We start from the raw sequence: 24,031 nt of genomic DNA, 5'->3' as shown, positions 1-24,031 counted from the left end.
GCAGCTACCGCATCATCGGTGGGTGGACCGGTGGGTGCCGACCTTGGTCGGCACGGAACCAACCGCATCCACGCAGAGCGTGGATCTACAACGCCGGTGCGCCCACCAGCAGCAGCTCCAGCACGAACCAGCCCGCGAACGCGACCAGCAGGATCGCGCCTTCGCCGCGGCTGATCTTCAGGTCGCCGCGCAGCATGGGGTACAGCACCAGTGCGAAGGCCAGCAGCGCCGGCAATTCCAGGCGCACGAACGAGGCCGGCAGGGCCAGCGGCTGCAGTACGGCCATCGCACCAATCACCAGCAACAGGTTGACCACGCTGGAACCCAGCACGTGGCCCAGCACCATGTCGCCATGACCACGGCGTGCGGCAGCAATCGCGGTTGCCACCTCCGGCAGCGCGGTACCGATCGCGACCGGCAGCAGACCGACCAGTAGCGGTGTCCAACCCAGTGCAGTACCGAAGTCCGCTGCGGCCCCCACCACCAGGCGTGCGCCCCAGTACAGGGCCAGCGCGGCGATCAGCACCCGCAGTACATTCAACGGCAGGCTGGTGCGGCTCAGTGCGGACTCGGCGATGGCTGCCTGCACCTCCGCACTCTCGCTGCGACCACGGCGCAGCAGCAGCACCTGCACCACGATGAAGCCGGCCAGCAGCACGCCGCCCTCCCAGCGCGCCAGGCCACCATCAAGACCGAACAGGATCAGCAGCACGCCGGCCGCCAGCAGCGACCACCACAGCACCGTCTGCAGGCGCGCGCGCAGCAGCAGTGGCGCAGCCATGGCCGCCACGGCCAGGGTCAGGCCCAGGTTGACGATGCTGCTGCCCACCGCGTTGCCCAGCGCCAGCTCCGGCTGACCGACCGCCAGCGCGCGCGCGTTGACCGCCAGTTCCGGCAGCGAAGTGGTCACGCCGAGCAGCAACAGGCCAGCCGTGAACGGACTGGCCCCGAAGCGTTGCGCCAAGCCGGACACGGCCTTGACGATGGAGTCCCCGCCCAGCGCCAGCAGCAGCAGGCCGAGCAGGAACCAGGCAATGGCAATGGCGATCATCGAGCACTCCCCCTGCGGTCGTGGCGCGATTCTACGCTGGCCCCGCGCGCATGGCTGGGCCGTGGATCAAGGATCAGCCACAGCCTTCCACATAATCGACCTGCGGGGTCTGCCCGACCCGCCACGCACCGACCCGGCCGTCCGCACCGAGTGCGAAATCGATCACCGCCCCACCCTCCTGCGCCGGACGCACGCGCAGGTGCTGGGCCTTCTCGTCGTACTTGTCGGGGCCGACGTCACCGCGGTCGGGGTACAGCACCTGCAGCTCGCCCAGGGTCATGCCGACCTTGCCGCCGCCCGGTGCGATGATGGCGGCGCTGCGCACGTCGTAGCGCACCAGCTTGCGGCCCTCGATCATCAGGCGCGGGTCTTCGGCATTCTGCGGTCGCAGGAAATAGCAGCCATCGTTGCTGTCGTCGGCCGGCAGCGGTTTGCCACTGGCATCGGTGCCCAGCCCCTGCAACGGTGCGCCGAAGCCACTGCGGACCTCAGCGATGCCGGCACCCAGCTTCGCGCCGGCGAAGCCCTCCAGGTGCGCGGGACTGTCCTCGCGGCGGTCATTGGCTGGACGGGCTGCCAGATCAGGATCCGTCGACTGCGCGGGCCCGGTCGCCGAGGCGGTTTCGGCCGGGGTATCGCTGCCGCTGCCGGCCGCCCCCTGCCTGTCGGAGCCAGCACTGCAGGCGGTGAGCGAAAGGAGCAACAGACCAGCAAGCGGAAGTTGCTTCATCGGTGCGGTTCCCTGGCACGAAGGTGGCTGCACGCTAGCCCATCCTGTGTGCAGGCGCTGCATTGTCATCGCGGTTTCATCGCCTTCGTTCAGGCTCGGCGAGCACCGACCTGGCCGTCCCTTCCATGCAACCGCGCAAGACCGATCTCGCCCGAACCGCGCTGCAGGCCCACCGCGCGCCGCTGGACATGCGCCAGCGACGGCTGCTGATCCTGTGCGACGGCCAGCGCACCATTGCCGACCTGACCGGCCTGCTCGGCCAGGACGCACCTGCGATGGTCATCCAGCTTGTGCAGGCGGGGTACCTGAGCACTGGCGTCCCAGCACCGTCGCCCGCAACCGCGGTAGCGCCGGTGCCCACACCGCCGGCAGCCGCACCTGCAGCACTTGCTGCACCCGCGGTCGAACGCCGCCGCTCGCTGGTGGCCGCGCGCATCTATGTGCTGGGCATCCTGGAGATGCAGCGCCACCCGCAGGCGGCAGCACTGTTCCGCGACCTGCAGCAGGCGCGTGCGGAAGACGAGGTGCTGCAGCGGCTGCAGTCGGCGATGCAGATGCTGCCCGGGCTGACCTCGGACGGCTATTGCCAGCGCGTACGCCAGCGCCTGTTGGAAGCGCTGCCGCTGGAGCATTGCGACGCGTTCGCGGAGGTGGCGTAAGCGCAGGTTCCGGCGGAGAGCATCCACGCATGGCGTGGATGCGATCAGGATCCGTGCCGACCAAGGTCGGCACCCACCAAGCTAGCGGGACGACCGGAAGTTGTTGCGCAGGCCGTTCCAGCACTGCTGGTAATCGCCTTGGCGATGGCCGGCGGCCAGCGCCTGTGCGGTCGGGCGGATCACCGCGCGGGTCTCGAACATGAAAGCCATCGTGTCCTTGATCACATCGGCCTTGGACAGGTCCGCATTGGAGGCCTTGTCGAAGGTCGGCGCATCCGGACCGTGACCGCTCATGCAGTTGTGCAGCGACGCGCCGCCGGGCACGAAGCCTTCGGCCTTGGCATCGTAGGCGCCATGCACCAGGCCCATGAACTCGCTGGCGATGTTGCGATGGAACCACGGCGGACGGAACGTGTTCTGCGCCACCAGCCAGCGTGGCGGGAAGATCGCGAAGTCCATGTTGCTGGTGCCGGGCGTGTCGCTGGGCGAATGCAGCACCAGGAAGATCGACGGATCCGGGTGGTCGTAACTGATCGAACCGATGGTGTTGAAGCGGCGCAGGTCGTAGCGGTACGGCGCGTAATTGCCATGCCAGGCCACCACGTCCAGCGGCGAATGGTCGATCGGCGCACGCCACAGGCGGCCCTCGAACTTGGCGATCAGTTCGAAATCACCATCGACATCCTCGAACGCCGCGTGCGGGGTTTCGAAGTCGCGCGGGTTGGCCAGGCCGTTGGACCCGATCGGACCGAGGTCCGGCAGTTTCAGCAGCGCACCGTAGTTTTCGCAGATATAGCCGCGGCTCGGGCCATCGGGCAGTTCGACGCGGAAGCGCACGCCGCGCGGGATCACCGCGATCTGCTGCGGCTCGATCTCGATCACGCCCAGCTCGGTCAGCAGGCGCAGCGCGCCCAGCTGCGGCACGATCAGCAGCTCGCCGTCGGCGTCGTAGAAGTAGCGGCCGACCATGTCGCGGTTGGCAGCGTATAGGTGGATGCCCACGCCGGCATGCGCATCGGGCGAGCCGTTGCCACCCATCGTGTACAGGCCTTCGACAAAATCGGTCGGCAGCTCCGGCAGCGGCAACGGGCTCCAGCGCAGCTGGTTCGGTGAAGCCGGCTGTGCGCCGAAATCACACTGCAGCTGCGACTGCGCGAACGGGCTGAACTCGCCATGGGTCACCGCCGGGCGGATCCGGTACAGCCAGCTGCGGCGGTTGCTGCCACGCGGCGCGGTGAAGGCGGTGCCGGTCAACTGTTCGGCGTACAGGCCGTGGGCCACCTTCTGCGGTGAGTTCTGCCCGACCGGCAGCGCGCCGGCAACGGCCTCGGTGGCGAATTCGTTGCCGAAGCCGGACTGGTAGCCGCGGGCGGTGATGGCGGGGGACATGGGAACTCCAGAGATTGCCGGCCAGCGGCCGGCACGACCATTCGGACAGGCAATGCCGGCGGGACGCCGACATTGCCTGCAGACCTTACAGCACGCCGCGGCGGATCTGGTCGCGCTCGATGCTCTCGAACAGTGCGGTGAAGTTGCCTTCGCCGAAGCCTTCGTTGCCCTTGCGCTGGATGATCTCGAAGAAGATCGGGCCGATGCAGTTCTGGGTGAAGATCTGCAGCAGCTTGCGCTGGTGGGTTTCCGGATCGGCATCGATCAGGATCTTGTTCTTCGCCAGGCGCGGCACGTCTTCACCGTGGTTCGGCACGCGCTGGTCGATCACGTCGAAGTAGGTCTCCGGCGTATCGAGGAAGTCCACGCCCTGCGCGCGCATCGCTTCGACGGTCTCGTAGATGTTCTCGGTGAAGCAGGCGATGTGCTGGATGCCCTCGCCCTTGTACGCGTCCAGGTACTCGTTGATCTGGCTCTTCGGGTCGGACGATTCGTTCAGCGGGATGCGCACGATGCCGTCCGGCGCGGTCATCGCCTTGGACACCAGGCCGGTCTTCAGGCCCTTGATGTCGAAGTAGCGGATCTCGCGGAAGTTGAACAGGCGTTCGTAGTAGTCCGACCACTGCTGCATGTTGCCGAAGTACAGGTTGTGGGTCAGGTGGTCGATGAAGGTCAGGCCGAAGCCCACCGGGTGCAGGTCGGCACCGGCGATCGGCTCGTAGTCGCCGTCGAAGATGCTGCCGGCGCTGCCGTAGCGGTCGACCAGGTACAGCATGCAGTCGCCGATGCCCTTGATGACCGGCGCGCTGACCGCCTTGCTGTCCGGCTTGAAAGCGATGGCTTCGGCGCCGTTGCCCAGCGCGGTCTGGTAGACCTCCTGGCCCGGCTTCTTGAAGCGGATGGCGAAGCCGCAGGCGCACGGGCCGTGCTTTTCGGCGAAGTCCGAGGCGAACGAATCCGGGTCTTCATTGACCAGGAAGTTGACGTCGCCCTGGCGATAGACGGTAATCGGACGCTGCTTGTGCTTGAGCACCGCGCTGAAGCCCATCTTCCGGAAGTACTCGTGCAGCTCCTGGCCACGGCCGGCCGGGGCGGCGAATTCGACGAACTCGAAGCCGTCGATGCCCATCGGGTTCTCGAAGGTGGTGACCTGCATGCCGGGGTTGGGGTGCGAGGCGGTCGGGACTGCGGTATTCATGGCGTGGCTCCGAATCGGTACCGCATCGGTACAAACCAGGTGCGGGCAGGTAGGGACCCGGCGAGAATGCAGGGTCTGGACCTACCCCTTATAGTTACACTTGAAACCACCAGCAAGGTGCACCGCAACATGAGCCCCGCCGATCCCGTTTCGACCCGCCTGCGTTCCTCGCACGTCCTGCTCGACCTGGAACAGTTCCTGCCGTACCGGCTGAGCGTGCTGTCCAACCGGGTCAGCGGCAACATCGCCAAGCTATACGGCGATCGTTACGGTCTGGCGATTCCCGAGTGGCGGGTGATAACCATCCTGGCGCTGTACCCGGGCTCCTCGGCCAGCGAGGTCTCCGACCGCACGGCAATGGACAAGGTGGCGGTCAGCCGCGCCGTGGCCCGCCTGCTGGAGCGCGGCTTCATCAAGCGCGAGACCCACGGCGACGACCGCCGCCGCTCGGTGCTGGCGCTGTCGGCGGCCGGCTTCGAGGTCTACGAGACCATCGCGCCGATGGTGATCGAGATCACCCGCAAACTGATGTCGGTGCTGAGCGAAGAGGAAGAGCAGGTGCTGGAAAAACTGATCCTCCGCCTGGCCGGCGAAGGCCTGGAGCGGATGGGCGAAGGGGTCTGAAAGAAAAAAGGGGACGGAGGGGATTAAGCCGCAATCGGCACATATGTGCGTGATACGACTTAATCCCCTCCGTCCCCTTTTTTCAGCTCAGATGCTTGCGCCGCGCATGGATCCACGGCACCGCCAGCGCAGCGATGGCACCGCCGGCGAAGCCCAGCGATGCGGCAACCGTGGCCGCTTCAACCGCGCCCGGCAGCGCCAGCGCGGCAGCCACCAGCAGCAGCGACGGCAGGCCGACGAAGGTGCCCAGGAAGAAGTGCCAACGCGGTGACCAGGTGTTGAGCTGCAGCAGGCTGACCGGCTGCCAGGCGTCGGATGCGGTGTCTTCGGCGATCTTCGCCACGACCTTGCCCAGGTCCACCTCCGGCACCGCACGCCCCTGCCGTGTAGTCGCCAGCAGTTCGGCCACCGCCTCCACCGGCGGGAAACTGGACGGCCACGCAACCGGCGCCGGCACGCCATAGGCGGTCAGCAGCGGCACGCTCAGCCACGGCGCCACCAGTGGGCGCATGCGGCGACGGCCATGCACGCACCAGATCTGCGGCTGGCCGTGCGCGGTGACGCTGTACAGCGCCAGTTCGTTGGCCGGTGGATAGCCGAGCATGGTCACCCGCGCGGCCAGGCTGTCCTGGCCCATCGCGCGCAGGAAGCCAGGACGGCTGCGCCCTTCCTGCATCCACGCCAGACCGAGTGCACCCACCAGATAGGCCTCCGCCACGTCCTTGCTGCCGGCGGTGGCGCGCTCGTCGCTGGCCAGGTACCAGGCCAGCGACTTTGGTTCAGAGACGTCCTCCAGGCCCCAGCGGCTGTCGTCACCCAGCACGTGGCGCACCGGCAGGCGCGCCGACGCGGTTTCACCACGTTCGCCCGGCTGCAGGAACGGCAGCACGCCCTGGATGAACGTGGACAGTTCGATCGCACGCACGCCATGGCCCTGCCATTCCGGCGGCAGCAGCCCGGCCAGCTGGCCGTCGGCGGCCAATGCATCGAGCCGTGACTTCTGCTCGACCAGTTTCTGCACCGCCCCCTTCAGCACCACGTTGTCGGGCAGCGCGATCTGCGGTAGGCGGTGACGCGGCGGTGCCAGTTCAACGGTGTCCTCGCCGGTACCGGCGTCATCCAGCAACGCCTCCTGCGGCGGCAGGGTCACGCCCTCGCCTGCCCCAGCCTCGGCCAGGTCGCTGGCAGGTTCGGGCAGTCGTTCGGCGTGGTCGCTGTGCATGGGCGTTCCGGAAGGTTGCATCGACGGGATGTCGACTGAGGTCCTTGCCGGTAACGGCGTACGTGCGATGAAGTTGAGACGCCGTTTCAGAGAGTGTGACGGCGCGCGCAATCGACCCACTTCATGCGTGGATGTGCCTCAGTGCCGACCAACGGTCGGCACCCACCGGGGGGGGCGGTCAGCGGTCGGCATCCACCGAAGCTGCCGGCCAGCGGCCGGCACTACCCTATTCCGGTTTGTCAGGTGCCCACTGCTTGAGGAACGCGGTCACGCGCGCGGGCTGGAAGGCTTCGCCCTTGCGCAGCTCGCCGGTCGCCTGCGACACCAGCAGTCCGCCATCGGCATCGAGTACCAGCAGGTACGGGTAGTCGCGTTCCATCATCGGGAACTGGGCGAAGAAAGCGGTGTTGGGCTGTTCGTCGCTGGTGTTGACCTTCACCCACACGTAGTGGGCATCGCGGAAGCGGCGCAGGTCGCCGTTGCCTTCCACCACCTCGTCCAGCGCCCGGCAGCGCTCACAGGCGGCGTTGCCGACCTCGAGCAGGATGCGCTTCTTGCCGCGCTGGGCTTCCACCTTGGCAGTGGCCAGATCGTCGGCGGGGTTGCGGGCCGGGTCGAACTGCGCGCCGAGCCCTGCGATGGCGGCGATGTCCGCCGCCACCGGGGTGTTGCCCGAGGCCACCGGTTCGCTGGGGTCAGCGACCGGTGGCTCGGTGGGTCGGGTATCCAAAGGCTGCGTAGGCTCGGCGGCGGCAGGCGGTTGCGGTTGGGAACAGGCGCCGATCAGCGCCACACAGACCACCACCACTGCACCACCGAGCTTGCTGCGCATGCCTACTACCCTCTCATCATCATTTGACGCCGTGCATCAGCTTGTTGATCAGCGGGGCGACCAGGAACAGCACCACGCCGGAGCCGATCAGGGCCCAGAACCCGAAGGTATACCCCTTCAGGGCCGACTCGACCGTCATGCCGCCTTCACCACTGACCACGCCGGCGAAGATGCCCGACAGGTTGTTGCCGATGCCGGTGGACAGGAACCAGCCACCCATGCCGAAGCCGACCAGGCGCACCGGGGCCAGCTTGGTCACCATCGACAGGCCGATCGGCGACAGGCACAGCTCACCCACCGACTGGATGACGTAGACCATGAACAGGGTCCAGAACGGGATCTTGCCGTCCACGACCATCTGCGACAGGGCGAACATCAACAGCGCGAACGCGGCGCCGTTGAACAGCAGGCCCAGGCCGAACTTGCGCGGGATGGACGGATTGGCGCGGCCCATGGCCACCCAGATCCAGGCGATGATCGGTGCCAGGGTGATGATGGCCACCGAGTTGACCGACTGGAACCACGCGGTCGGGAAGGTCCAGTCACCGAACTGGCGGTTGACGATGTTCTCAGCCAGGAAGGTGAACGAGCTGCCGGCCTGCTCGAAGAACATCCAGAACATCACATTGAAGGCGAAGATGATCAGCATCGCGATCACGCGGTCGCGCTGCACCTTGCCCTCGCGGATGCCCTCGACCAGCAGCAGGATGGCCAGCGCGGTGAACATCGCGCCCAGGATCCAGGCCAGTGCGGTGGCGCCGGTGGCCAGCAGGAAGTAGGCGACCGGGATGGCGACCACGGCACCGGCCAGCACCATGATGATGCGGCCGAAGCCTTCAGCGCCGGCCGGCGGTGCACCGATGCCCTTCAGGCCGGCGCGACCGATGTAGAACCACACCAGCGAGATCAGCATGCCCACGCCCGAGGCGATGAACACGACCTTGTAGGACGGCATCGCGTCGGTACCGAAGACCTTGCGGGCCAGGTACTCGGTCAGCACCGGGGCGATCATCGCGCCGATGTTGATGCCCATGTAGAAGATGGTGAAGCCCGAATCGCGGCGCTCGTCCTTCAGGCCGTACAGCTTGCCGACCATGGTCGAGATGTTGGGCTTGAACAGGCCGTTGCCGACGATGATCGTGGCCAGGCCGAGCTTGAAGATGTGCTCCTGCGGCAGCGAGATCATGAACAGGCCGGCGGCCATGATGATCGCGCCGGTCAGGATCGATCGCTGGTAACCCAGTACCCGGTCGGCCACGTAGCCACCGAAGATCGCTGCGGCATACACCAGGGCCAGGTAGGCGCCGTAGATGCGGCTGGCGTCGCCTTCACCGGCAGCGCTGCCGTTGTAGAACTGGGCGACGATGTACAGCACCAAGGCCCAGCGGATGCCGTAGAACGCAAAGCGCTCCCAGAACTCGGTCATGAACAGCATCCACAACGGGCGCGGGTGGCCCAGCGTGGTCTTGAAGTCCGGCAGCGCCGGCTCTGGGGTGTTCGCAGTGGCGTTTACGCTCATGCGGATTTCCTGGTTCGGTGGATGACGAGCACGTCCGATGTGCAGTTGGAGCAACGCGCGAGGATCACCGACTTCTGGCGTTCACGTCAAATACACGCCGTTTGAGGCAGGTGCCAGCCTGCTCCCTGAACTTGCATCTGAAACGATCCAGCCGCCGGCCGGGATCCAAGCTGAATACGGATCAGCCCTGTTCTGCCGGGGGCCCGGCCTGCAGGCTGGTCCGCACCTGGAACAGTTCAGGGAAGAAGGTCAGTTCCAGCGCCTTGGCCAGGAAGCCCACGCCGGACGAGCCGCCCGTGCCGCGCTTGAAGCCGATCACCCGCATCACGGTGCGCATGTGTCGGAATCGCCACAGCTGGAAGGCGGTCTCCAGGTCCACCAGGTCCTCGCACAGCGAGTACTCGCGCCAGTAGCGGTCGGTGTCCTGGTAGATGCGTTCGAAGACCGGCTGCAGTGCGTCATCGGCCACATGCGGCTGGGTCCAGTCGTGGGCCTCGTACACCGCCGGGACGGCGTGGCCGAAACGGGTCAGGTACTTCAGGAATTCCTCGTACAGGCTGGGCGCCTCCAGCACGGTGCGCAGCTGCGCCTGCCCGGCCGCATCGTGCTCGAACACCTGCAGCATCTGTGCGTTCTTGTTGCCCAGCAGGAACTCGATGTAGCGGTACTGCAGCGACTGGAAGCCCGACGACGGGCCCAGCACGTCGCGGAAGCCCATGTACTCGGACGGGGTCAGCGTTTCCAGCACCGACCACTGCTCGGTCAGCTGGCGCAGCACCTGCTTGCTGCGCGCCAGCACCTTGCGGCACTGCCAGACTTCATCGCGCTGCAGGAAGCCGATTGCGGCACGCAGCTCATGGCCCAGCAGCTTCAGCCACAGCTCCGAGGTCTGATGCTGGATGATGAAGAGCATCTCGTCGTGGTGCGGCGGGCTGGACAGCGGCTGCTGCGCGCTGAGCAGCTGGTCCAGCCGCAGGTAGCCGCCATAGGTCAGGCGTCCCTGCAGGTCGGTGTGGATGCCGGCTTCGAGATCGCGTTGGTTGTTGTCGACGGACATGGGCGGGACCAGATCGGGGGCGGCAAGGGTAGCGCGTTGCCGCCGCGCTGGCAGCCGCCGGGTCCATACCGGGGCGTGCGGTTGGTCGTGGAGCATCGGCCGATGCCGGGGCTGCGCGTGGAACCGTCCGCGCCGTTGTACTGGCGGTCAGCCAGAGGCGTATTCTGATGCTTTGCAGCAACGACTGAATACGTTGTTGTTATTGGCCCCCCACCCGCCGGCAGGGGTAAAACGGGGAATCGCCGTGTTGCGGCGCAGGAAGGCTATTCCGTACGCGTTCCTTAACATGGCGATTCATATCATTTGTAACTTCTCTGTCGAAGGTGCAGTACGCAATGACGGTTGCCGCTGAATTCAAGATCGAATACCTGCAGTACCTGGATACGGACGGCACGCTCGTCCGCGATGACCTGCCCGCGTCGCTGCGCGACCCCAAGGTCCTGGTACCGCTGTTCAAGCAGATGCTGTTCGTACGCACGTTCGACAGCAAATCCATCGCGCTGCAGCGCACCGGCAAGCTCGGCACCTATGCCGCCTGCCTGGGCCACGAAGCCGCGCACGTGGGTATCGGCGCTGCGATGCAGAAGGACGACGTGTTCGCACCTTCGTACCGTGAGTATGGCGCGATGTTCATGCGTGGCGTGCGCCCGCACGACGTGCTGATGTACTGGGGCGGCGACGAACGCGGCAACGATTACGGCGGCAACGCGGCCAAGGACTTCCCGTTCTGCGTGCCGATCTCCACCCAGTGCCTGCATGCCGCAGGCGCGGCGCTGAAGTTCAAGCTCAACAAGGAAGCGCAGATCGCGGTGGCCGTGTGTGGCGACGGCGGCAGCTCCAAGACCGACTTCTATGCGGCACTGAATTCGGCAGGCGCCTACAAGCTGCCGCTGATCCTGTGCATCGTCAACAACGGCTGGGCCATCTCGGTCCCGCGTTCGGCCCAGACCGGTGCCGAAACGCTGGCGCAGAAGGGCCTGGCCGGTGGCCTGCATTGCCTGCAGGTGGACGGCAACGACCTGATCGCAGTGCTGGCGGCGATGGAGCAGGCGCGCGAACGTGCGCTGGCCGGTAACGGTGGCACCGTGCTGGAACTGATGACCTACCGCCTGTCCGACCACACCACCGCCGATGACGCGCGCCGCTACCGCGACGACGCCGAAGTGAAGGATGCCTGGCAGCGCGAGCCGATGCTGCGCCTGCGCAAGTACCTGATCAACGCCGGCGTGTGGAGCGAGGACGAGGAAACCGCGTGGGTCGCCGAGTGCGGCGCGCGCGTGGACGAGGAAGTGAACCTGTACCTCAACACGCCGGTGCAGCCGGTCGAGGCGATGTTCGATTTCCTCTACGCCGATCCGCCGCAGGACCTGCTGGCCCAGCGTGCCCAGGCGATCGCCCTGGAGAAGCGCCATGGATGAGATCAAGAACGGCGCGCCCGGCGCGCACACCAACGCCGCCGACAGCGCCGCCGGCGCGCGCGGAGAAGAGAGCATGACCACTACCCCCATCACCCTGATCGAAGCCATCACACAGGCACTGGCCTGGGAGCTGGAGCACGACCCGTCGGTGCTGGTGCTGGGCGAGGACGTGGGCGTCAACGGCGGCGTGTTCCGCGCCACCGCCGGCCTGCAGCAGCGCTTCGGCTCCGAACGCATCCTCGACACCCCGCTGGATGAAACCACCATCGCCGGCCTGACCATCGGCCTGGCGGCGCAGGGCATGAAGCCCGTGGCCGAGGCCCAGTTCGATGGCTTCATGTACCCGATGGTCGACCATATCGTCTGCCACGCCGCACGCCTGCGTTACCGCACGCGTGGCCGCCTGCACTGCCCGATGGTGCTGCGCGTGCCGTGGGGCGGTGGCATCCGCGCACCGGAACACCACAGCGAAGCCAACGAGGCGATCTTCACCAACGTGCCGGGCCTGCGCGTGGTGCTGCCGTCGTCGCCGCAGCGCGCCTACGGCCTGCTGCTGGCCGCGATCCGCGAGCCGGATCCGGTGATCTACATGGAGCCCAAGCGCATCTACCGCCAGTACAAGGAAGTGGTCGTCAACGACGGCGAGGCCTTGCCGCTGGACGTCTGCTTCGTGCTGCGCGACGGCACCGACGTGACCCTGGTGACCTGGGGCGCGCAGGTGAAGGAAGCGCTGGAAGCGGCCGACAAGCTGGCCGGTGAAGGCATCAGTGCCGAAGTCATCGACGTGGCCACGCTGCGTCCGCTGGACTTCGCCACCATCGCCGAATCGGTGGCCAAGACCGGCCGCTGCGTGATCGTGCAGGAGGCCCCGAAGACCGCGGGCTTCGGCGCCGAAATCGCTGCGCGCCTGGCCGAGGACTCGATCTACGACCTGCTGGCCCCGGTCGAGCGCGTCACTGGCTACGACACCCACATTCCGCTGTTCCGCCTGGAAATGAAGTACCTGCCGAGCGTTGAGCGGATCGTGGCTGCGGCCAAGCGCGCGGTGGCGGCCGGCTGACATGCGGGCCCGCCTTCTGGGGGCTTACCGCAGCCAGTATCCCAACCCGCTCCGGTTCCACACCGGCCAGATCGTCGAAGTAGGTGTCCGTGACGAGGAATGGCCGGCGTTTGCCTGGGTACGCACCAACGATGGGCGCGCTGGATGGGCGCCCATCGCCTGGTTGCAGCTGCTGGACGAGGGGCGCGCCGAAGCGCTGTGCGACTACGACGCCCGCGAGCTGGATGTGGAAAGCGGCGAGATGGTGAAGCTTCATCACGAACACGGCGGGTGGTGGTGGTCCGAGCGCGCCAATGGCGCGACGGGTTGGCTGCCGGCCCGCGAACTGGAACTGCTGGAAGAGAACTGCAAATGAGCCAGACCAAGAACTTCAACCTGCCCGACCTGGGCGAAGGCCTGCCGGACGCGACCATCGTCGAGTGGTTCGTCAAGGAAGGCGATGTGATCAAGCTGGACGAGCCGCTGGTCTCGATGGAGACCGCCAAGGCCGTCGTCGAGGTGCCGTCGCCGTTCTCCGGCAAGGTGCTGAAGCTGTCCGGCGCTGCCGGCGACATCATCCCGACCGGCTCGGTGCTGGCCAGCTTCGAGCTGGACCCGAACCTGCCGCAGCGCGCGGATGGCCAGGACACCGGCCACAGCCACGGCCATACGGCACCGGCCGCGGCACCGACCCCGCCGCCGCTGCCGGCCGCTGCCGCACCGGTGGCCGCCGAAGCGGCCAAGCCCGCCGCCGCCGAGCGTGATGACGCCGGTACCGTGGTCGGCGCCATGCAGAGTTCCAACGCCGTGCACGCCGAGCAGGCGCTGGCCGTCGGTGGCGTCAAGGCCGTACCGGCCGTGCGTGCCACCGCGCGCAAGCTGGGCGTGGACCTGTCCCGCGTACGCGCCACCGGCGCCGATGGCGCGGTGACCATGGCCGACGTCAAGCAGGCAGCTGCGGATGGCAGCGCAAAGATCGGTGCCGCTCCGGCGCCGGCCGCTGCTGCCTATGCCGCGCCGGCCCCGGCGCAGGTGTCTGCCCCGGTGCAGAGCGAAGCCCGCACCCCGCTGTCCGCCGCCGGCAAGCCGATGCGCACCCAGCCGCCGGGCGTGGTCGCCAAGGGTCAGCCGGAACCGCTGAAGGGCGTTCGCCGCAACATGGCGCGCGTGATGGCCGATGCGCACAGCAAGGTCGTGCCGACCACGCTGAACGACGACGCCGACATCCACGCCTGGCTGCCGGGCAACGACGTCACCGCGCGCCTGGTGCGTTCGATCGTGGTCGCCGCACAGAAGGTGCCGGCGATGAACGCCTGGTTCGACGGTGAAGCGCTGACCCGCACCCTGCACGCGCAGGTGGACATCGGCATCGCCGTGGACACCGACGACGGCCTGTTCGTGCCGGCCCTGCGCAACGCCGACATGCTCGACGCACGCGGCATCCGTGAAGGCGTCAACCGCCTGCGCGAGCAGGTCGAATCGCGTTCGATCGCCGCCTCGGAACTGAGCGGCTACACCATCTCGCTGTCCAACTTCGGCATGTTCGCCGGCCGCTACGCGACCCCGGTCGTGGTGCCGCCATGCGTGGCCATCGTCGGTGCCGGCCGTGCCCGCCACCAGATGACCCCGGTGATGGGCGGTGTGGAAGCGCACAAGGTGATCCCGCTGTCGGTCACCTTCGACCACCGCGCGGCTACCGGTGGTGAAGCGGCCCGCTTCCTGCGCGCGATGATGGACGATTTGGCGCTGGCCAGCTGATCGGCCACCTTATCGGTGGGTGCCGACCTTGGTTGGCACATGAAACTGATTGGTGGGTGCCAACCTTGGTTGGCACATGAAGTGGAGAAACGCCGGGCAATGCCCGGCGTTTTTTTGTGCCTGCATCCATGCATGGCGTGGATCTACACAATGCGGGCGATCAATCGCGCGCGACCATGCCTTCGGCGCGGCTGTACACACGCAGGCGGTGGCCATCCGGATCGGCGCCGACGAAGGTATGGCCGAATTCCAAGGTCACCGGTGCCTGCAGGATCTGCACGCCGAATGCGCGCCACGCATCGTGCATCTGCTGCACGGCCTCCGGGTTGGCGACCATCATCGCCAGTTCGGCGGCACCGGCCTGCGCAGACACAGGTGGCTGCACGTCGTCGCGTTGCCACAGGCCCAGTGCGGCGCCATCGCCGAGCAGGAACAGGGCGAAACCGGGCGACTGCTCGACCGGTGGCTTGCCGAGAATGCCGCTGTAGAACGTGGCGCTGGTGGCGACGTCGCGCACGTACTGCAGCAGGGTGCTGGGCGTGAACATGGGGAACCTCCGTTGTTGGGAGCGTTCATGGTGGTACGGCCCTGCTGACAGATTCTGTCAGTAGCGTCGAGCGTGATCGACTGCTGTTGCCCCCCCCCCTGGTAGATGTCGAGCTTGCTCGACTGCTGTTGCCCTTGCCCTGGTAGATGTCGAGCTTGCTCGACTGCTGTTGTTGTTGCTCTGGTAGATGTCGAGCTTGCTCGACTGCTGTTCGCGAAGATCAAAGGCGGTCGAGCAAGCTCGACCTCTACCAGGAGCGAAGAGCGAAGGCCGCCGTCCCCAGGAGCCGGAAGCGATGCACGGAAGCAGTCGAGCACGCTCGACCCTACGAACGGTCCAGCCAGTCCGGTGCGATGCCCTGTGCCTTCTGCCAGCGCCGCAGCAGGGTGGCGCGCGGCACGAGGTAGCGATCCTCCAGCACGCGCACCTGGCGGATGCGGTCCAGCCGGAAATGGCGGAAGTCCTCGCGGCCTTCGCACCACGCCGCCAGCATCGGCACTTCATCGAAGTAGCCCAGTGCGAACGGCCAGACAATGCGCTCGCTGCGCTGGCCCTGTGCATCCTGGTAGCCGAACTTCAGGCGCCGCTGTGAACCCACAGCCTCACGCACGGCCTGCAGGCGTGCCGCCGGCATCTTGGCCGCAGCGCGCGAAGGGCCAACGCGCAGTCCACTGTCACGCAAGGCTTCCCGACGCGCGGCAGGCAGCACATGCGCGATACGCGCCAGAGCGTCACGTGCGGCCTCGGCCAACGCGGGTTCGGTGCGGGCCGCAACCCAGCGCAGGCCCAGCACCAATGCATCGATCTCTGCGGGTGGCAGGGTCATCGGCGGCAGGGTATCGCTAGGTGCCAGCTGGTAGCCGACGCCAGCCTCACCACGCAGGTCGGCGCCTTGCTCGCGCAGGGTCTCGATATCGCGGTACAGCGTTCGCAAGCTGATGCCCAGCGCTTCGGCCAGCACCTGCCCGGCCACCGGCCGTCGATGGCGGCGCAGCAGCTGTTGAAGCTGGGTCAGGCGCAGCGCGCGCGACATCAGCCGACCAGTGCGCTGGATGCCACCACGTGTTCACCCGGTTGTGGGGCCAGCGCGGCTTCGACCAGTGCCTTGGCGATCTCGCTGGCCGGATTGATCCGCCACGCCCGTGGCAGCAGCGGCCCCAATGCCCCCAACACCGTCAGCGCCAGGCGCTCGCCACGTCGCACCTCGGTGCGCTCGCCGCCGATCAGCCCGGGGCGGACCAGGGTCAACGAGTTGAACCCCAGCGCACGCAGGTCATGCTCCAGCTCGCCCTTCACCCGGCTGTAGAAGATCGACGACTGCGGGTTGGCGCCGGCTGCGGAATTCAGCACATAGGTCTGCGCACCCTGCGCCTGCGCCAGGCGGGCGAACGCCAGCGGGTAGTCATGGTCGATACGGTGGAAGGCCTCGCGGCTGCCGGCTTGGGCAATGGTGCTGCCGAGCGCGCAGATGACCGCGTCCACGCGCGTCCATTCGGCTGCGTCGGGCAGTGCATCGAAGGCCAGCACCGGGTTCTCCAGCTTGGCGTGGGCCACAGCCAACGGGCGGCGGGTCGGCGCGATCACGGCGCTGCAGCGCGGGTCGTCCAGCAGCCTGGACAGGGTCAGCCCACCGACCAGCCCGGTCGCCCCCAGCAACATCACGCGCATCACCACCTCCACTGCGGCATCCTGTCGCCCATCCTAGCCGTTCAAGCCGTCGGCGGCCGCGCCGATATGCTGGAACCAGTCCCTGCCAGCCCCAGGATTTGCTCCATGACGGACCAGCCCGACCACCGCCCTGCCCCCGGTACCGCCCTTGGGCCGCCGGCACGCGTGCGCGCGGTGGTGGACGATGGGCTGGGCGACCGCGTGGTGCTGCAGGGTGGCGGTGGCGTGGCGCTGCAGCAGCTGTTCGCCGGGGCCGACGCACCGGAGCCGCTGCTGGCCGCATTCGCCAATGGCATGGCCACCCTGCCCGGCGAACTGGGCGACATGGGCGACCGCCTGCAGTCGGCGCAGGCCAGCGCCGATTGGCCGCGCTATGGGCGCGCGATGCGGCAGCTGATCGACAAGTACATCCGCACCATCGAACAGCATTCGCCGGATGGGCAGCCGGAAAGCCTGCGCCTGTCCGAGCAGCTGCGCCTGCTGCTGGGCGGCGCGGTGGTGGCCCTGCTGCAGCACGATCCGGACCTGCGCGAGCAGGCGCAGACGCTGGCCATGCAGCTGCGCCAGTGGCAACCGGGCACGGCGCTGGAACCGATCGAACAGGGCGTGCGCGAGCTCGGCCACCAGGTCGGCGTGCGTGCCGAGAGCTGGCAGGAGCAGCAGGCGCTGCTGCTTGAGCTGTTCGCGCTGCTGCTGGAGAACGTGAGCGAGCTGCTGGATGACCGCAGCTGGCTGCAGGGCCAGATCGCCGCAGTACGCCAGCTGCTGGACGGGCCGTTGGAAGCTGAGGCGGTCGAGCGCACCCGCGCCGAACTGCGCGAAGTGATCTACAAGCAGGGCCTGCTGCGGCAGGGCATCGACGATTCGAAGGCGGCGATGCGCGGGTTGATGGGCGAGTTCATCGAGCGTATGGACGGCATGGCCACCAGCACCGGCGAATACCACGACCGCATTGGCAGCTATGCGCTGCAGCTGCGCGAAGCGCGCAGCATCGCCGACCTCAATCAGCTGCTGCAGGACGTGATGCGCGATACCGGCAAGGTGCAGCAGCAGGCCGCACAGGCGCGCGATCACCTGGCCAACGCGCGGCAGGAAGTGGAACGTGCAGAGCAACGCATTGCCGAGCTGGAGCAGGAACTGCGCGCCGCCGGTGACCTGGCGCGCATCGATCCACTGACCCAGGCGCTGAACCGCCGTGGCCTGGACGAACTGCTGCAGCGCGAGCTGGCGCGCGCCGCGCGCAACAACTCGCCGCTGGGCGTGGCGGTAATCGATCTGGATGATTTCCACCAGACCAACGATGCGCACGGCCATGCCGGTGGCGATGCGCTGCTGCAGCACCTGGTAGCCGTGTGCAAGCTGCTGCTGCGCGCCACCGATGGCATCGCGCGGCTGGGTGGCGACGAGTTCGTGCTGGTGCTGCCGGAGACCCAGGGTGCCGACAGCATGGCCACCGTGCAGCGCCTGCAGCGTTCACTGGCGCACCGCGTGCTGACCGTGCAGGACCAGCGCGTGCCGGTGCACTTCAGTGCCGGGTTGGCGCAATGGCAGCCCGGCGACGATACCGAAACCCTGCTGCGGCGCGCCGATGACGCGCTGTATGCCGCCAAGCGCCAGGGCAAGAACCGCGTACAGGCGGGTTGATCGCCCGGCCCACCGCAAACCGCTTCGGTAGGTGCCAACCTTGGTTGGCACACGCCGGGGCAAAGCACCGACCAAGGTCGGCCTCTACCAACGCAAAGGACAGCGCTTCGGTTGGTGGCAACCTTGGTTGGCACACGCCGGAACAAAGCGCCGACCAAGGTCGGCCTCTACCAACGCAAAGGACAGCGCTTCGGTAGGTGGCAACCTTGGTTGGCACACGCCGGGGCAAAGCGCCGACCAAGGTCGGCCTCTACCAACGCAAGGGACAGCGCTTTGGTAGGTGCCAACCTTGGTTGGCACACGCGGAAACAAAGCGCCGACCAAGGTCGGCCTCTACCGGGCAATGGGCCGCCGCTTACTTCCCGCGCAGCTTCTGGAACCCGGTCACCGCCGCCAGCACGATGGCACCGGCGATGATGCCCACCACCATGTTGGCCGCAGCGCTGATCAGCCAGCCCCACTGCCCTTCGCCGCCCAGCGCCTGCACCGCGTGGTGCAGTGCCGGCACGTTGTGCACCAGGATGCCGCCACCGACCAGGAACATGGCGATGGTGCCGGCCACCGACAGGAACTTCATCAGCCACGGCGCCGAGGCCACCAGGCCGCGACCGAAGGCGGCCACAGCCCCACCCTTGCGCGACAGGTACAGGCCGACGTCATCAAGCTTCACGATGCCCGCGACCAGCCCATAGACGAAGACCGTCATCGCCAGTGCAACCACGGCCAGGGTGACCACCTGGTTGGTGAACGGTGCGGTGGCGACCACGCCCAGGGTCAACACGATGATCTCGGCCGAGAGGATGAAGTCGGTGCGGATCGCGCCTTTTACCTTGTCCTTCTCCCACGCCACCATGTCCACCTGGGTATCGGCTAGCGCCTTGCGCCGCTCGGCCTGATGCTCGGCATCGTCGTCAGCCGAATGCAGGAAGCGATGCGCCAGCTTCTCCACGCCCTCGAAGCAGAGGAAGGCACCGCCGATCATCATCAATGGCACGATCAGCGGCACGTTCCAGCCACGGCTGTGCAGCCACGCCTCCAGTGCACTGATCGCCAGCGCCGCCGGTACCAGGATCACCTTGTTGACCAGCGAGCCCTTGGCCACCGCCCACACCACCGGCAGTTCGCGGTTGGCGTTGACTCCGGTGACCTGCTGCGCGTTCAGCGCCAGGTCGTCGCCGAGCACACCGGCGGTCTTCTTCGCCGCAACCTTGGTCAGGACCGAGACGTCGTCCAGCAGGGAGGCGATATCGTCGAGCAGGGCGAACAGGCTGGCACCGGCCATGGGGCGTCCAAGTGAGGGAATGAGCGGATTCTGACCGATACCGGGGCAGCTGCGGAAGCGGTCGGATTCACCGCGTGCCTACCGCCCACCGGCGACACTGCGGAATCCGGACATTGCCGGCCAGCGGCCGGCACTACCTGTATTCGTCGCATGGGAGTGTCGCTTGAGCAATCCGCCCACCGCCAATGGCAACCCTCCGCTGGTCAAAGGCATGAACCGGCGCAGCCAGATCCTGCGCCTGCTGATGCGCTACCGCCATTCGGGCGTGTTCTCGGGCATGAACCTGGACGCGGCCAGCAACCAGGCCGACGTCCCCGCCGATGGCAACCCGGAACAGTTCGTCAGCGACCTGGAAGCGCTGGGACCGACCTTCGTCAAACTAGGCCAGATGCTGTCCACCCGCCCGGACATGGTGCCGGTGGAGTTCGCCACGGCGCTGGAGCGCATGCAGGAAAAGGTGGCCGAGATTCCGGTCGAGCGCATCCATGCCATCGTCGAACAGGAGCTGGGCGCGCCGGTGAACAAGCTGTTCGCCGCGTTCGATCCCGAGCCACTGGGCTGTGCCTCGATCGCGCAGGTGCATCGCGCGGTGCTGCACGATGGCCGCCAAGTGGCGGTGAAGGTGCAGAAACCCGAGGTCGCCGCGCAGCTGCGCTCGGACCTGGAGGCACTGCGCAGCTTCGCGCTGGCCGCCGACCACCTGACCCAGGTGGGCCGTCGCGTGCGCCTGCGCGACTGGCTCAACGAGTTCGCCAAGACCCTGATGCAGGAGCTGGACTACCACGCCGAGGCCGAGAACCTGGCCCGTTTCGGCCGGCACCTGAAGCCGTTCCGCCGCCTGTGGATTCCGCAGCCGCTGTGGGACTACAGCAGCCAGCGCGTGCTGACCATGGAACTGGCCACCGGCGTGCGCGTGGATGCGATTCCCGATGTGCGCCGCACCGAGCAATCGATGGATCCTCTGGCGGCGGCGCTGATCCGCGGCTACCTGGACCAGATCTTCGTGCATGGCGAGATCCATGCCGACCCGCACCCGGGCAACCTGCGGGTGATGCCAGATGGACGGCTGGCGATCTTCGACCTGGGCATGGTCGCGCACATGCCGCCGCGTCTGCGCGAGCGCCTGCTGAAGATCCTGTTCGCCGCGGTCGATGGCCGTGGCGAGGAAGTAGCCGACGATCTGATCAGCATCAGCACGCGGCTGGAGGCATTCGACGAAGAGCGTTACCTGCGCGAGACCGGACAGCTGATCGCGCGCTACGCCGCCAGCGGCAGCTTCTCCGAAGGCCGCGTGGTGCTGGACATGGTGCGCATCGCCACCGCCTGCGGCCTGCGCACGCCGCCGGAACTGAGCCTGCTGGGCAAGGCGCTGCTCAATCTGGAAACCGTGTGCCGGCTGCTGGCACCCGAGCTGGAAACCCGCCGCATCGTTGAGCGCCAGCTGCAGCACGTGATGCGTGCGCGCCTGAAGAAATCGCTGTCTGCCGCCAACCTCGCCAGCGAGGCGATGGAGCTGCAGCAGCTGCTGCGCGATGGGCCGCGCAAGCTGTCGGACATCATGGCGCTGCTGGCCGAGAACCGCCTGCAGATGAAGGTGACCGGCCTGGAAGAATCGCGGTTGATGGAGAACCTGCAGAAGATCGCCAACCGCGTGGCTGCCGGCATCATCAGTGCCGCATTGATCATGGCTGCGGCGATGATGATGAAGATCGACACCGGCTGGCACCTGTTCGGCTACCCGCTCATTGCGCTGATTCTGCTGTTCATCGGCGTGGTGCTCGGCCTTGGCATCGTGACCAGTGCATTGCTGTTCGACCGTCGTGCGCGGGCACGCGAAGAACGCGGGCATCGCTAGCGCATCAGCGAAAACCGCCGTATTCATGCGGTTTTTAATGCAATCCAACGATGCCCTTCACGCTCGTTTTACCTTCTGAGCGCGATTGCGCGCGTGTTGTTTCAACAAACATTTCAGTCAGGTTCGTGCATGCACTATCGGGTCATCGGCCTGTCATGTGCATGTGCTTTTGGCAGCGTCGGTCGGATGGACACGCGTCGGTACGACGTCCATCACCACCACCCCGTCACTGCCGAAGCTGCCTATGCTCTGGATACTGCTGCTGTCGTTGTTGCTGCTGTGCTGGTTGTTCCTCGCGTCCGACAAGTGGGTGTGGTGGAAGGCTGGTGCGTTCTCGCTGCTGCTGCTCATGCTCAGCGCGTGGTGGCTGATCGACAAGCTGTCCGGTGATGGGCTCAATGCCGCCACCCTGTACCACCTCGGCGCCGACATGGAAGGCGCCGGTGTCTCCGACTTCAAGGGCTATATCGCCGGCTTCATCGTGCTGGCGCTGGTCTCGCTGCTGCCGCTGTTCGCCACGCGGGTGAAGCGCTGGCGCCGGCCCGGCCATGGTGGCGCATTGTTCGCCGGTTTCGCGGCCGTGTGGGTGGCCACGATCATGATCAGTCCGCTGGCCCGCGACGGCCAGCGCCTGTACCAGCAACTGCGGCCGGTCGACTTCGCCCGCATCGCACCCGAATACCAGGTGCCGACGCAGCCGCTGCAGCGCCCGCGCAACATCGTCTGGATCTACGGCGAGAGCCTGGAACGTACCTACCTGGACGAGGCCGTGTTTCCCGGCCTGATGCCCAACCTCAACCGCCTGGCGTCCGAGTCGCTGGACGTGCGCAACCTGGCCTCGGCCGAGGGCAGCGGCTGGACCATCGCCGGCCTGGTCTCATCGATGTGCGGCGTGCCGCTGACCACTTCGCAGGGCGATGAGAACAGCATGGACCGCATGGGCAGCTTCCTGCCCAAGGCCGTGTGCCTGGGCGATTACCTGAAGCAGCAGGGCTATACCAACCACTATCTGGGCGGTGCCAACGGCCAGTTCGCCGGCAAGGGCCAGTTCCTGTCCAGCCATGGTTTCGATGAAGTGCATGACCTGGCGTGGTTCAAGCAGCAGAAGAAGATCGGCCGCATCCACTACTCGGCCTGGGGCGTGCACGATGACGTGCTGCTGGATACCGCCTACCAGCGCTTCGAGCAGCTCTCGCGCGCCGGTTCGCCGTTCATGCTGACCACGCTGACCATGGACACCCACCACCCGGCCGGTCATCTGCCGGTGTCGTGCAAGGGCGAGCGCTACCAGAGCCAGTACGGCAACATCAACATGCTCAACGCGCTCAAGTGCAGCGACCGGCTGATTTCGCAGCTGGTGCAGCGCATCCAGGCCAGCCCGTACGGCAAGGACACGCTGATCGTGATCGCCTCCGACCACCTGGCGATGCCCAACGATCTGACCCACATCCTGACCCGGCAGAAGCGCGAGAACCTGCTGCTGTTGCTGGGCGATGGCATTGCTCCGCAGCAGCTCAGCGCCGATGCCGGCACCACCCTGGATTCGGGTGCGACCCTGCTCAGCCTGCTGGACCCGAACCTGAAGACGATGGGCTTCGGCCGTTCACTGATCGATACCCAGCGCGCGCCCAGCGCCAGCGTGGCCACCCAGCGCGACGGCGGCCGCGATTACCCGCAATACCTCGCCTTCGCCCGTTCGCTGTGGCTGGGCGAACCGACCCGCGAGCTGAAGATCGATGGCGATGACCAGGTGGTGGTCGGCCTGCAGCACGTGCAGCCTCCGGTGTTGCTGGAGTACGACAAGGACTGGGGGTTGAAGTCGGTGTACCTGGAGAACACCTCGCGCCAGTTCGATGATGCCAACCCGGACAACACCCTGGCCTACGTTGATCGCTGCACCGCGTTCGAGGACGGCTCGGCCGACGGTGACTGGTGCGCCCTGCTGGTCAACCGCGACAACGGCATCAAGCTGTACCGCGACAACGACCTGCGTGGCGGCATCGCGGTGGATGCACCGCTGGACGCGTTCCAAGGCCCGCGCCCGAGCGTGCGCCAGGCGCACATGATCACCCAGAAGGGTCGTCGTACCCGTGCCGGCCAGTACATGCTGCAGCTGGTGGCGAGCACGCGCCCGGATCGCGGCTTCTGGATCGAGGCGGTGTCCTCGCAGCGCAAGGTGGTACTGGCGCAGCAGTGGGTGCAGCCCGATGCCAACGGCAAGATCAACGTGTCGTTCGGGCTGGACCACGAAGTGGATGATCTGGAGATCCGCGCGTGGTTGAACCACGCCGAGAAGCTGGCGGTGGACACGTTCGCACTGGTGCCCTCGCGCAGCCGACCACGAGGATAGGGTTCTTTGCAGGGCTGCGCCCTGCACCCGTGGTAGTGCCGGCCGCTGGCCGGCAACCTCAGAAGCAACAGCAACAGAGTGCATTCCGTGGTTTGGCGGGGCGGTGCCGGAGTGCGGGGACGCCGCAAGTACGTCCCTGTAGGCTTGGCAGCCGCATCCATGCGGCTGACACCCCGCACTCCGACACCG

Annotated in this window: 20 protein-coding genes and 1 pseudogene; 9 read left to right on the top strand and 12 right to left on the bottom strand. The window is 67.0% G+C overall.

From position 1 onward, the window contains the following. Positions 1–85: 85 nt before the first annotated feature. Positions 86–1,051 carry a sodium:calcium antiporter gene (locus ACMZ91_RS04145; protein WP_032127153.1) on the bottom strand — a complete coding sequence of 322 codons (966 nt, stop codon included), beginning with the start codon at positions 1,049–1,051 and terminating at the stop codon, positions 86–88. 73 nt (positions 1,052–1,124) lie between these two features. Beyond that, positions 1,125–1,781, bottom strand: a complete 657-nt coding sequence (locus tag ACMZ91_RS04140) for a hypothetical protein (RefSeq protein ID WP_414578107.1) — start codon at positions 1,779–1,781, stop codon at positions 1,125–1,127. A 125-nt stretch (positions 1,782–1,906) separates the two neighbouring features. On the opposite strand from ACMZ91_RS04140, the gene ACMZ91_RS04135 reads away from it, so the two are divergent. After that, the gene (locus ACMZ91_RS04135; RefSeq protein ID WP_049422941.1) at positions 1,907–2,440 is read left to right on the top strand and encodes a hypothetical protein; all 534 of its coding nucleotides are present in this window, start codon (positions 1,907–1,909) and stop codon (positions 2,438–2,440) included. Between the two features lie 81 nt (positions 2,441–2,521). Here the strand turns inward: ACMZ91_RS04135 and hmgA are convergent, their stop codons facing one another. Together hmgA and hppD are read right to left on the bottom strand one after the other, a co-directional pair. After that, complete coding sequence (gene hmgA, locus ACMZ91_RS04130) at positions 2,522–3,829, bottom strand: homogentisate 1,2-dioxygenase (protein WP_414578105.1); 1,308 nt, start codon at positions 3,827–3,829, stop codon at positions 2,522–2,524. 85 nt (positions 3,830–3,914) lie between these two features. Then, positions 3,915–5,027, bottom strand: coding sequence for a 4-hydroxyphenylpyruvate dioxygenase (hppD, locus tag ACMZ91_RS04125; RefSeq protein ID WP_414578103.1), 1,113 nt, complete (start codon positions 5,025–5,027; stop codon positions 3,915–3,917). A gap of 66 nt (positions 5,028–5,093) precedes the next feature. On the opposite strand from hppD, the gene ACMZ91_RS04120 reads away from it, so the two are divergent. Then, complete coding sequence (locus ACMZ91_RS04120) at positions 5,094–5,651, top strand: MarR family winged helix-turn-helix transcriptional regulator (RefSeq protein ID WP_005411341.1); 558 nt, start codon at positions 5,094–5,096, stop codon at positions 5,649–5,651. Positions 5,652–5,733: 82 nt separating this feature from the next. On the opposite strand, the gene ACMZ91_RS04115 is transcribed toward ACMZ91_RS04120, so the two are convergent. The 4 genes from ACMZ91_RS04115 to ACMZ91_RS04100 all read right to left on the bottom strand — a co-directional run bounded on the left by ACMZ91_RS04115 (position 5,734) and on the right by ACMZ91_RS04100 (position 10,281). Next, the gene (locus ACMZ91_RS04115; protein ID WP_049461223.1) at positions 5,734–6,873 is read right to left on the bottom strand and encodes a hypothetical protein; all 1,140 of its coding nucleotides are present in this window, start codon (positions 6,871–6,873) and stop codon (positions 5,734–5,736) included. A 226-nt stretch (positions 6,874–7,099) separates the two neighbouring features. Further along, the gene (locus ACMZ91_RS04110) at positions 7,100–7,705 is read right to left on the bottom strand and encodes a thioredoxin family protein (protein ID WP_336685333.1); all 606 of its coding nucleotides are present in this window, start codon (positions 7,703–7,705) and stop codon (positions 7,100–7,102) included. Between the two features lie 19 nt (positions 7,706–7,724). Further along, positions 7,725–9,224, bottom strand: a complete 1,500-nt coding sequence (locus ACMZ91_RS04105; RefSeq protein WP_014038761.1) for a peptide MFS transporter — start codon at positions 9,222–9,224, stop codon at positions 7,725–7,727. 181 nt (positions 9,225–9,405) lie between these two features. After that, entirely contained in the window at positions 9,406–10,281 is an 876-nt protein-coding gene (locus ACMZ91_RS04100) for a tryptophan 2,3-dioxygenase (protein ID WP_049401685.1), read from the bottom strand. A 335-nt stretch (positions 10,282–10,616) separates the two neighbouring features. On the opposite strand from ACMZ91_RS04100, the gene pdhA reads away from it, so the two are divergent. Genes pdhA through ACMZ91_RS04080 form a run of 4 tightly spaced genes read left to right on the top strand, consistent with a single transcriptional unit; the run spans position 10,617 to position 14,496 of the window. Next, on the top strand, positions 10,617–11,699 hold the full coding sequence (gene pdhA / locus ACMZ91_RS04095) for a pyruvate dehydrogenase (acetyl-transferring) E1 component subunit alpha (protein WP_414578099.1): 1,083 nt from the start codon (positions 10,617–10,619) through the stop codon (positions 11,697–11,699). Further along, on the top strand, positions 11,692–12,759 hold the full coding sequence (locus ACMZ91_RS04090) for an alpha-ketoacid dehydrogenase subunit beta (protein ID WP_414578097.1): 1,068 nt from the start codon (positions 11,692–11,694) through the stop codon (positions 12,757–12,759). Before pdhA ends, ACMZ91_RS04090 begins: the two co-directional genes overlap by 8 nt. Position 12,760: 1 nt before the next feature. Then, the gene (locus ACMZ91_RS04085; RefSeq protein ID WP_005411349.1) at positions 12,761–13,114 is read left to right on the top strand and encodes an SH3 domain-containing protein; all 354 of its coding nucleotides are present in this window, start codon (positions 12,761–12,763) and stop codon (positions 13,112–13,114) included. Further along, positions 13,111–14,496: a dihydrolipoamide acetyltransferase family protein gene (locus ACMZ91_RS04080; protein ID WP_414578095.1), complete on the top strand. Its 1,386-nt coding sequence runs from the start codon at positions 13,111–13,113 to the stop codon at positions 14,494–14,496. The genes ACMZ91_RS04085 and ACMZ91_RS04080 overlap by 4 nt, the downstream gene beginning before the upstream one ends. A 160-nt stretch (positions 14,497–14,656) precedes the next feature. On the opposite strand, the gene ACMZ91_RS04075 is transcribed toward ACMZ91_RS04080, so the two are convergent. The 3 genes from ACMZ91_RS04075 to ACMZ91_RS04065 all read right to left on the bottom strand — a co-directional run bounded on the left by ACMZ91_RS04075 (position 14,657) and on the right by ACMZ91_RS04065 (position 16,711). After that, entirely contained in the window at positions 14,657–15,043 is a 387-nt protein-coding gene (locus tag ACMZ91_RS04075; protein ID WP_414578093.1) for a VOC family protein, read from the bottom strand. Between the two features lie 325 nt (positions 15,044–15,368). Then, positions 15,369–16,076: a helix-turn-helix transcriptional regulator gene (locus ACMZ91_RS04070; protein ID WP_414578091.1), complete on the bottom strand. Its 708-nt coding sequence runs from the start codon at positions 16,074–16,076 to the stop codon at positions 15,369–15,371. Next, a complete protein-coding gene (locus ACMZ91_RS04065) occupies positions 16,076–16,711 on the bottom strand; it encodes an NAD-dependent epimerase/dehydratase family protein (protein ID WP_049401697.1) in 636 nt (211 codons plus the stop codon). The genes ACMZ91_RS04070 and ACMZ91_RS04065 overlap by 1 nt, the downstream gene beginning before the upstream one ends. 105 nt (positions 16,712–16,816) lie before the next feature. Between ACMZ91_RS04065 and ACMZ91_RS04060 the strand changes: the two genes are divergently transcribed. Beyond that, positions 16,817–18,355, top strand: a complete 1,539-nt coding sequence (locus tag ACMZ91_RS04060; RefSeq protein ID WP_032127140.1) for a GGDEF domain-containing protein — start codon at positions 16,817–16,819, stop codon at positions 18,353–18,355. A 355-nt stretch (positions 18,356–18,710) separates the two neighbouring features. Here the strand turns inward: ACMZ91_RS04060 and ACMZ91_RS04055 are convergent, their stop codons facing one another. Further along, positions 18,711–19,637: a DUF808 domain-containing protein gene (locus ACMZ91_RS04055; protein WP_049463103.1), complete on the bottom strand. Its 927-nt coding sequence runs from the start codon at positions 19,635–19,637 to the stop codon at positions 18,711–18,713. Between the two features lie 208 nt (positions 19,638–19,845). Here ACMZ91_RS04055 and ACMZ91_RS04050 point away from each other — a divergent pair. Then, positions 19,846–21,492 (top strand): annotated as a pseudogene (locus ACMZ91_RS04050) (ABC1 kinase family protein); the annotation flags it as partial. Positions 21,493–21,736: 244 nt separating this feature from the next. After that, a complete protein-coding gene (locus ACMZ91_RS04045) occupies positions 21,737–23,842 on the top strand; it encodes a phosphoglycerol transferase I (protein WP_414578088.1) in 2,106 nt (701 codons plus the stop codon). Positions 23,843–24,031: the final 189 nt, after the last annotated feature.

The organism is Stenotrophomonas sp. FR024 (assembly GCF_047500745.2).
Classification (GTDB): Bacteria; Pseudomonadota; Gammaproteobacteria; order Xanthomonadales; family Xanthomonadaceae; genus Stenotrophomonas; species Stenotrophomonas maltophilia_A.
The sequence above is the reverse complement of the archived record's forward strand: the minus strand, read 5'-3'. Positions and strand labels throughout refer to the sequence as shown.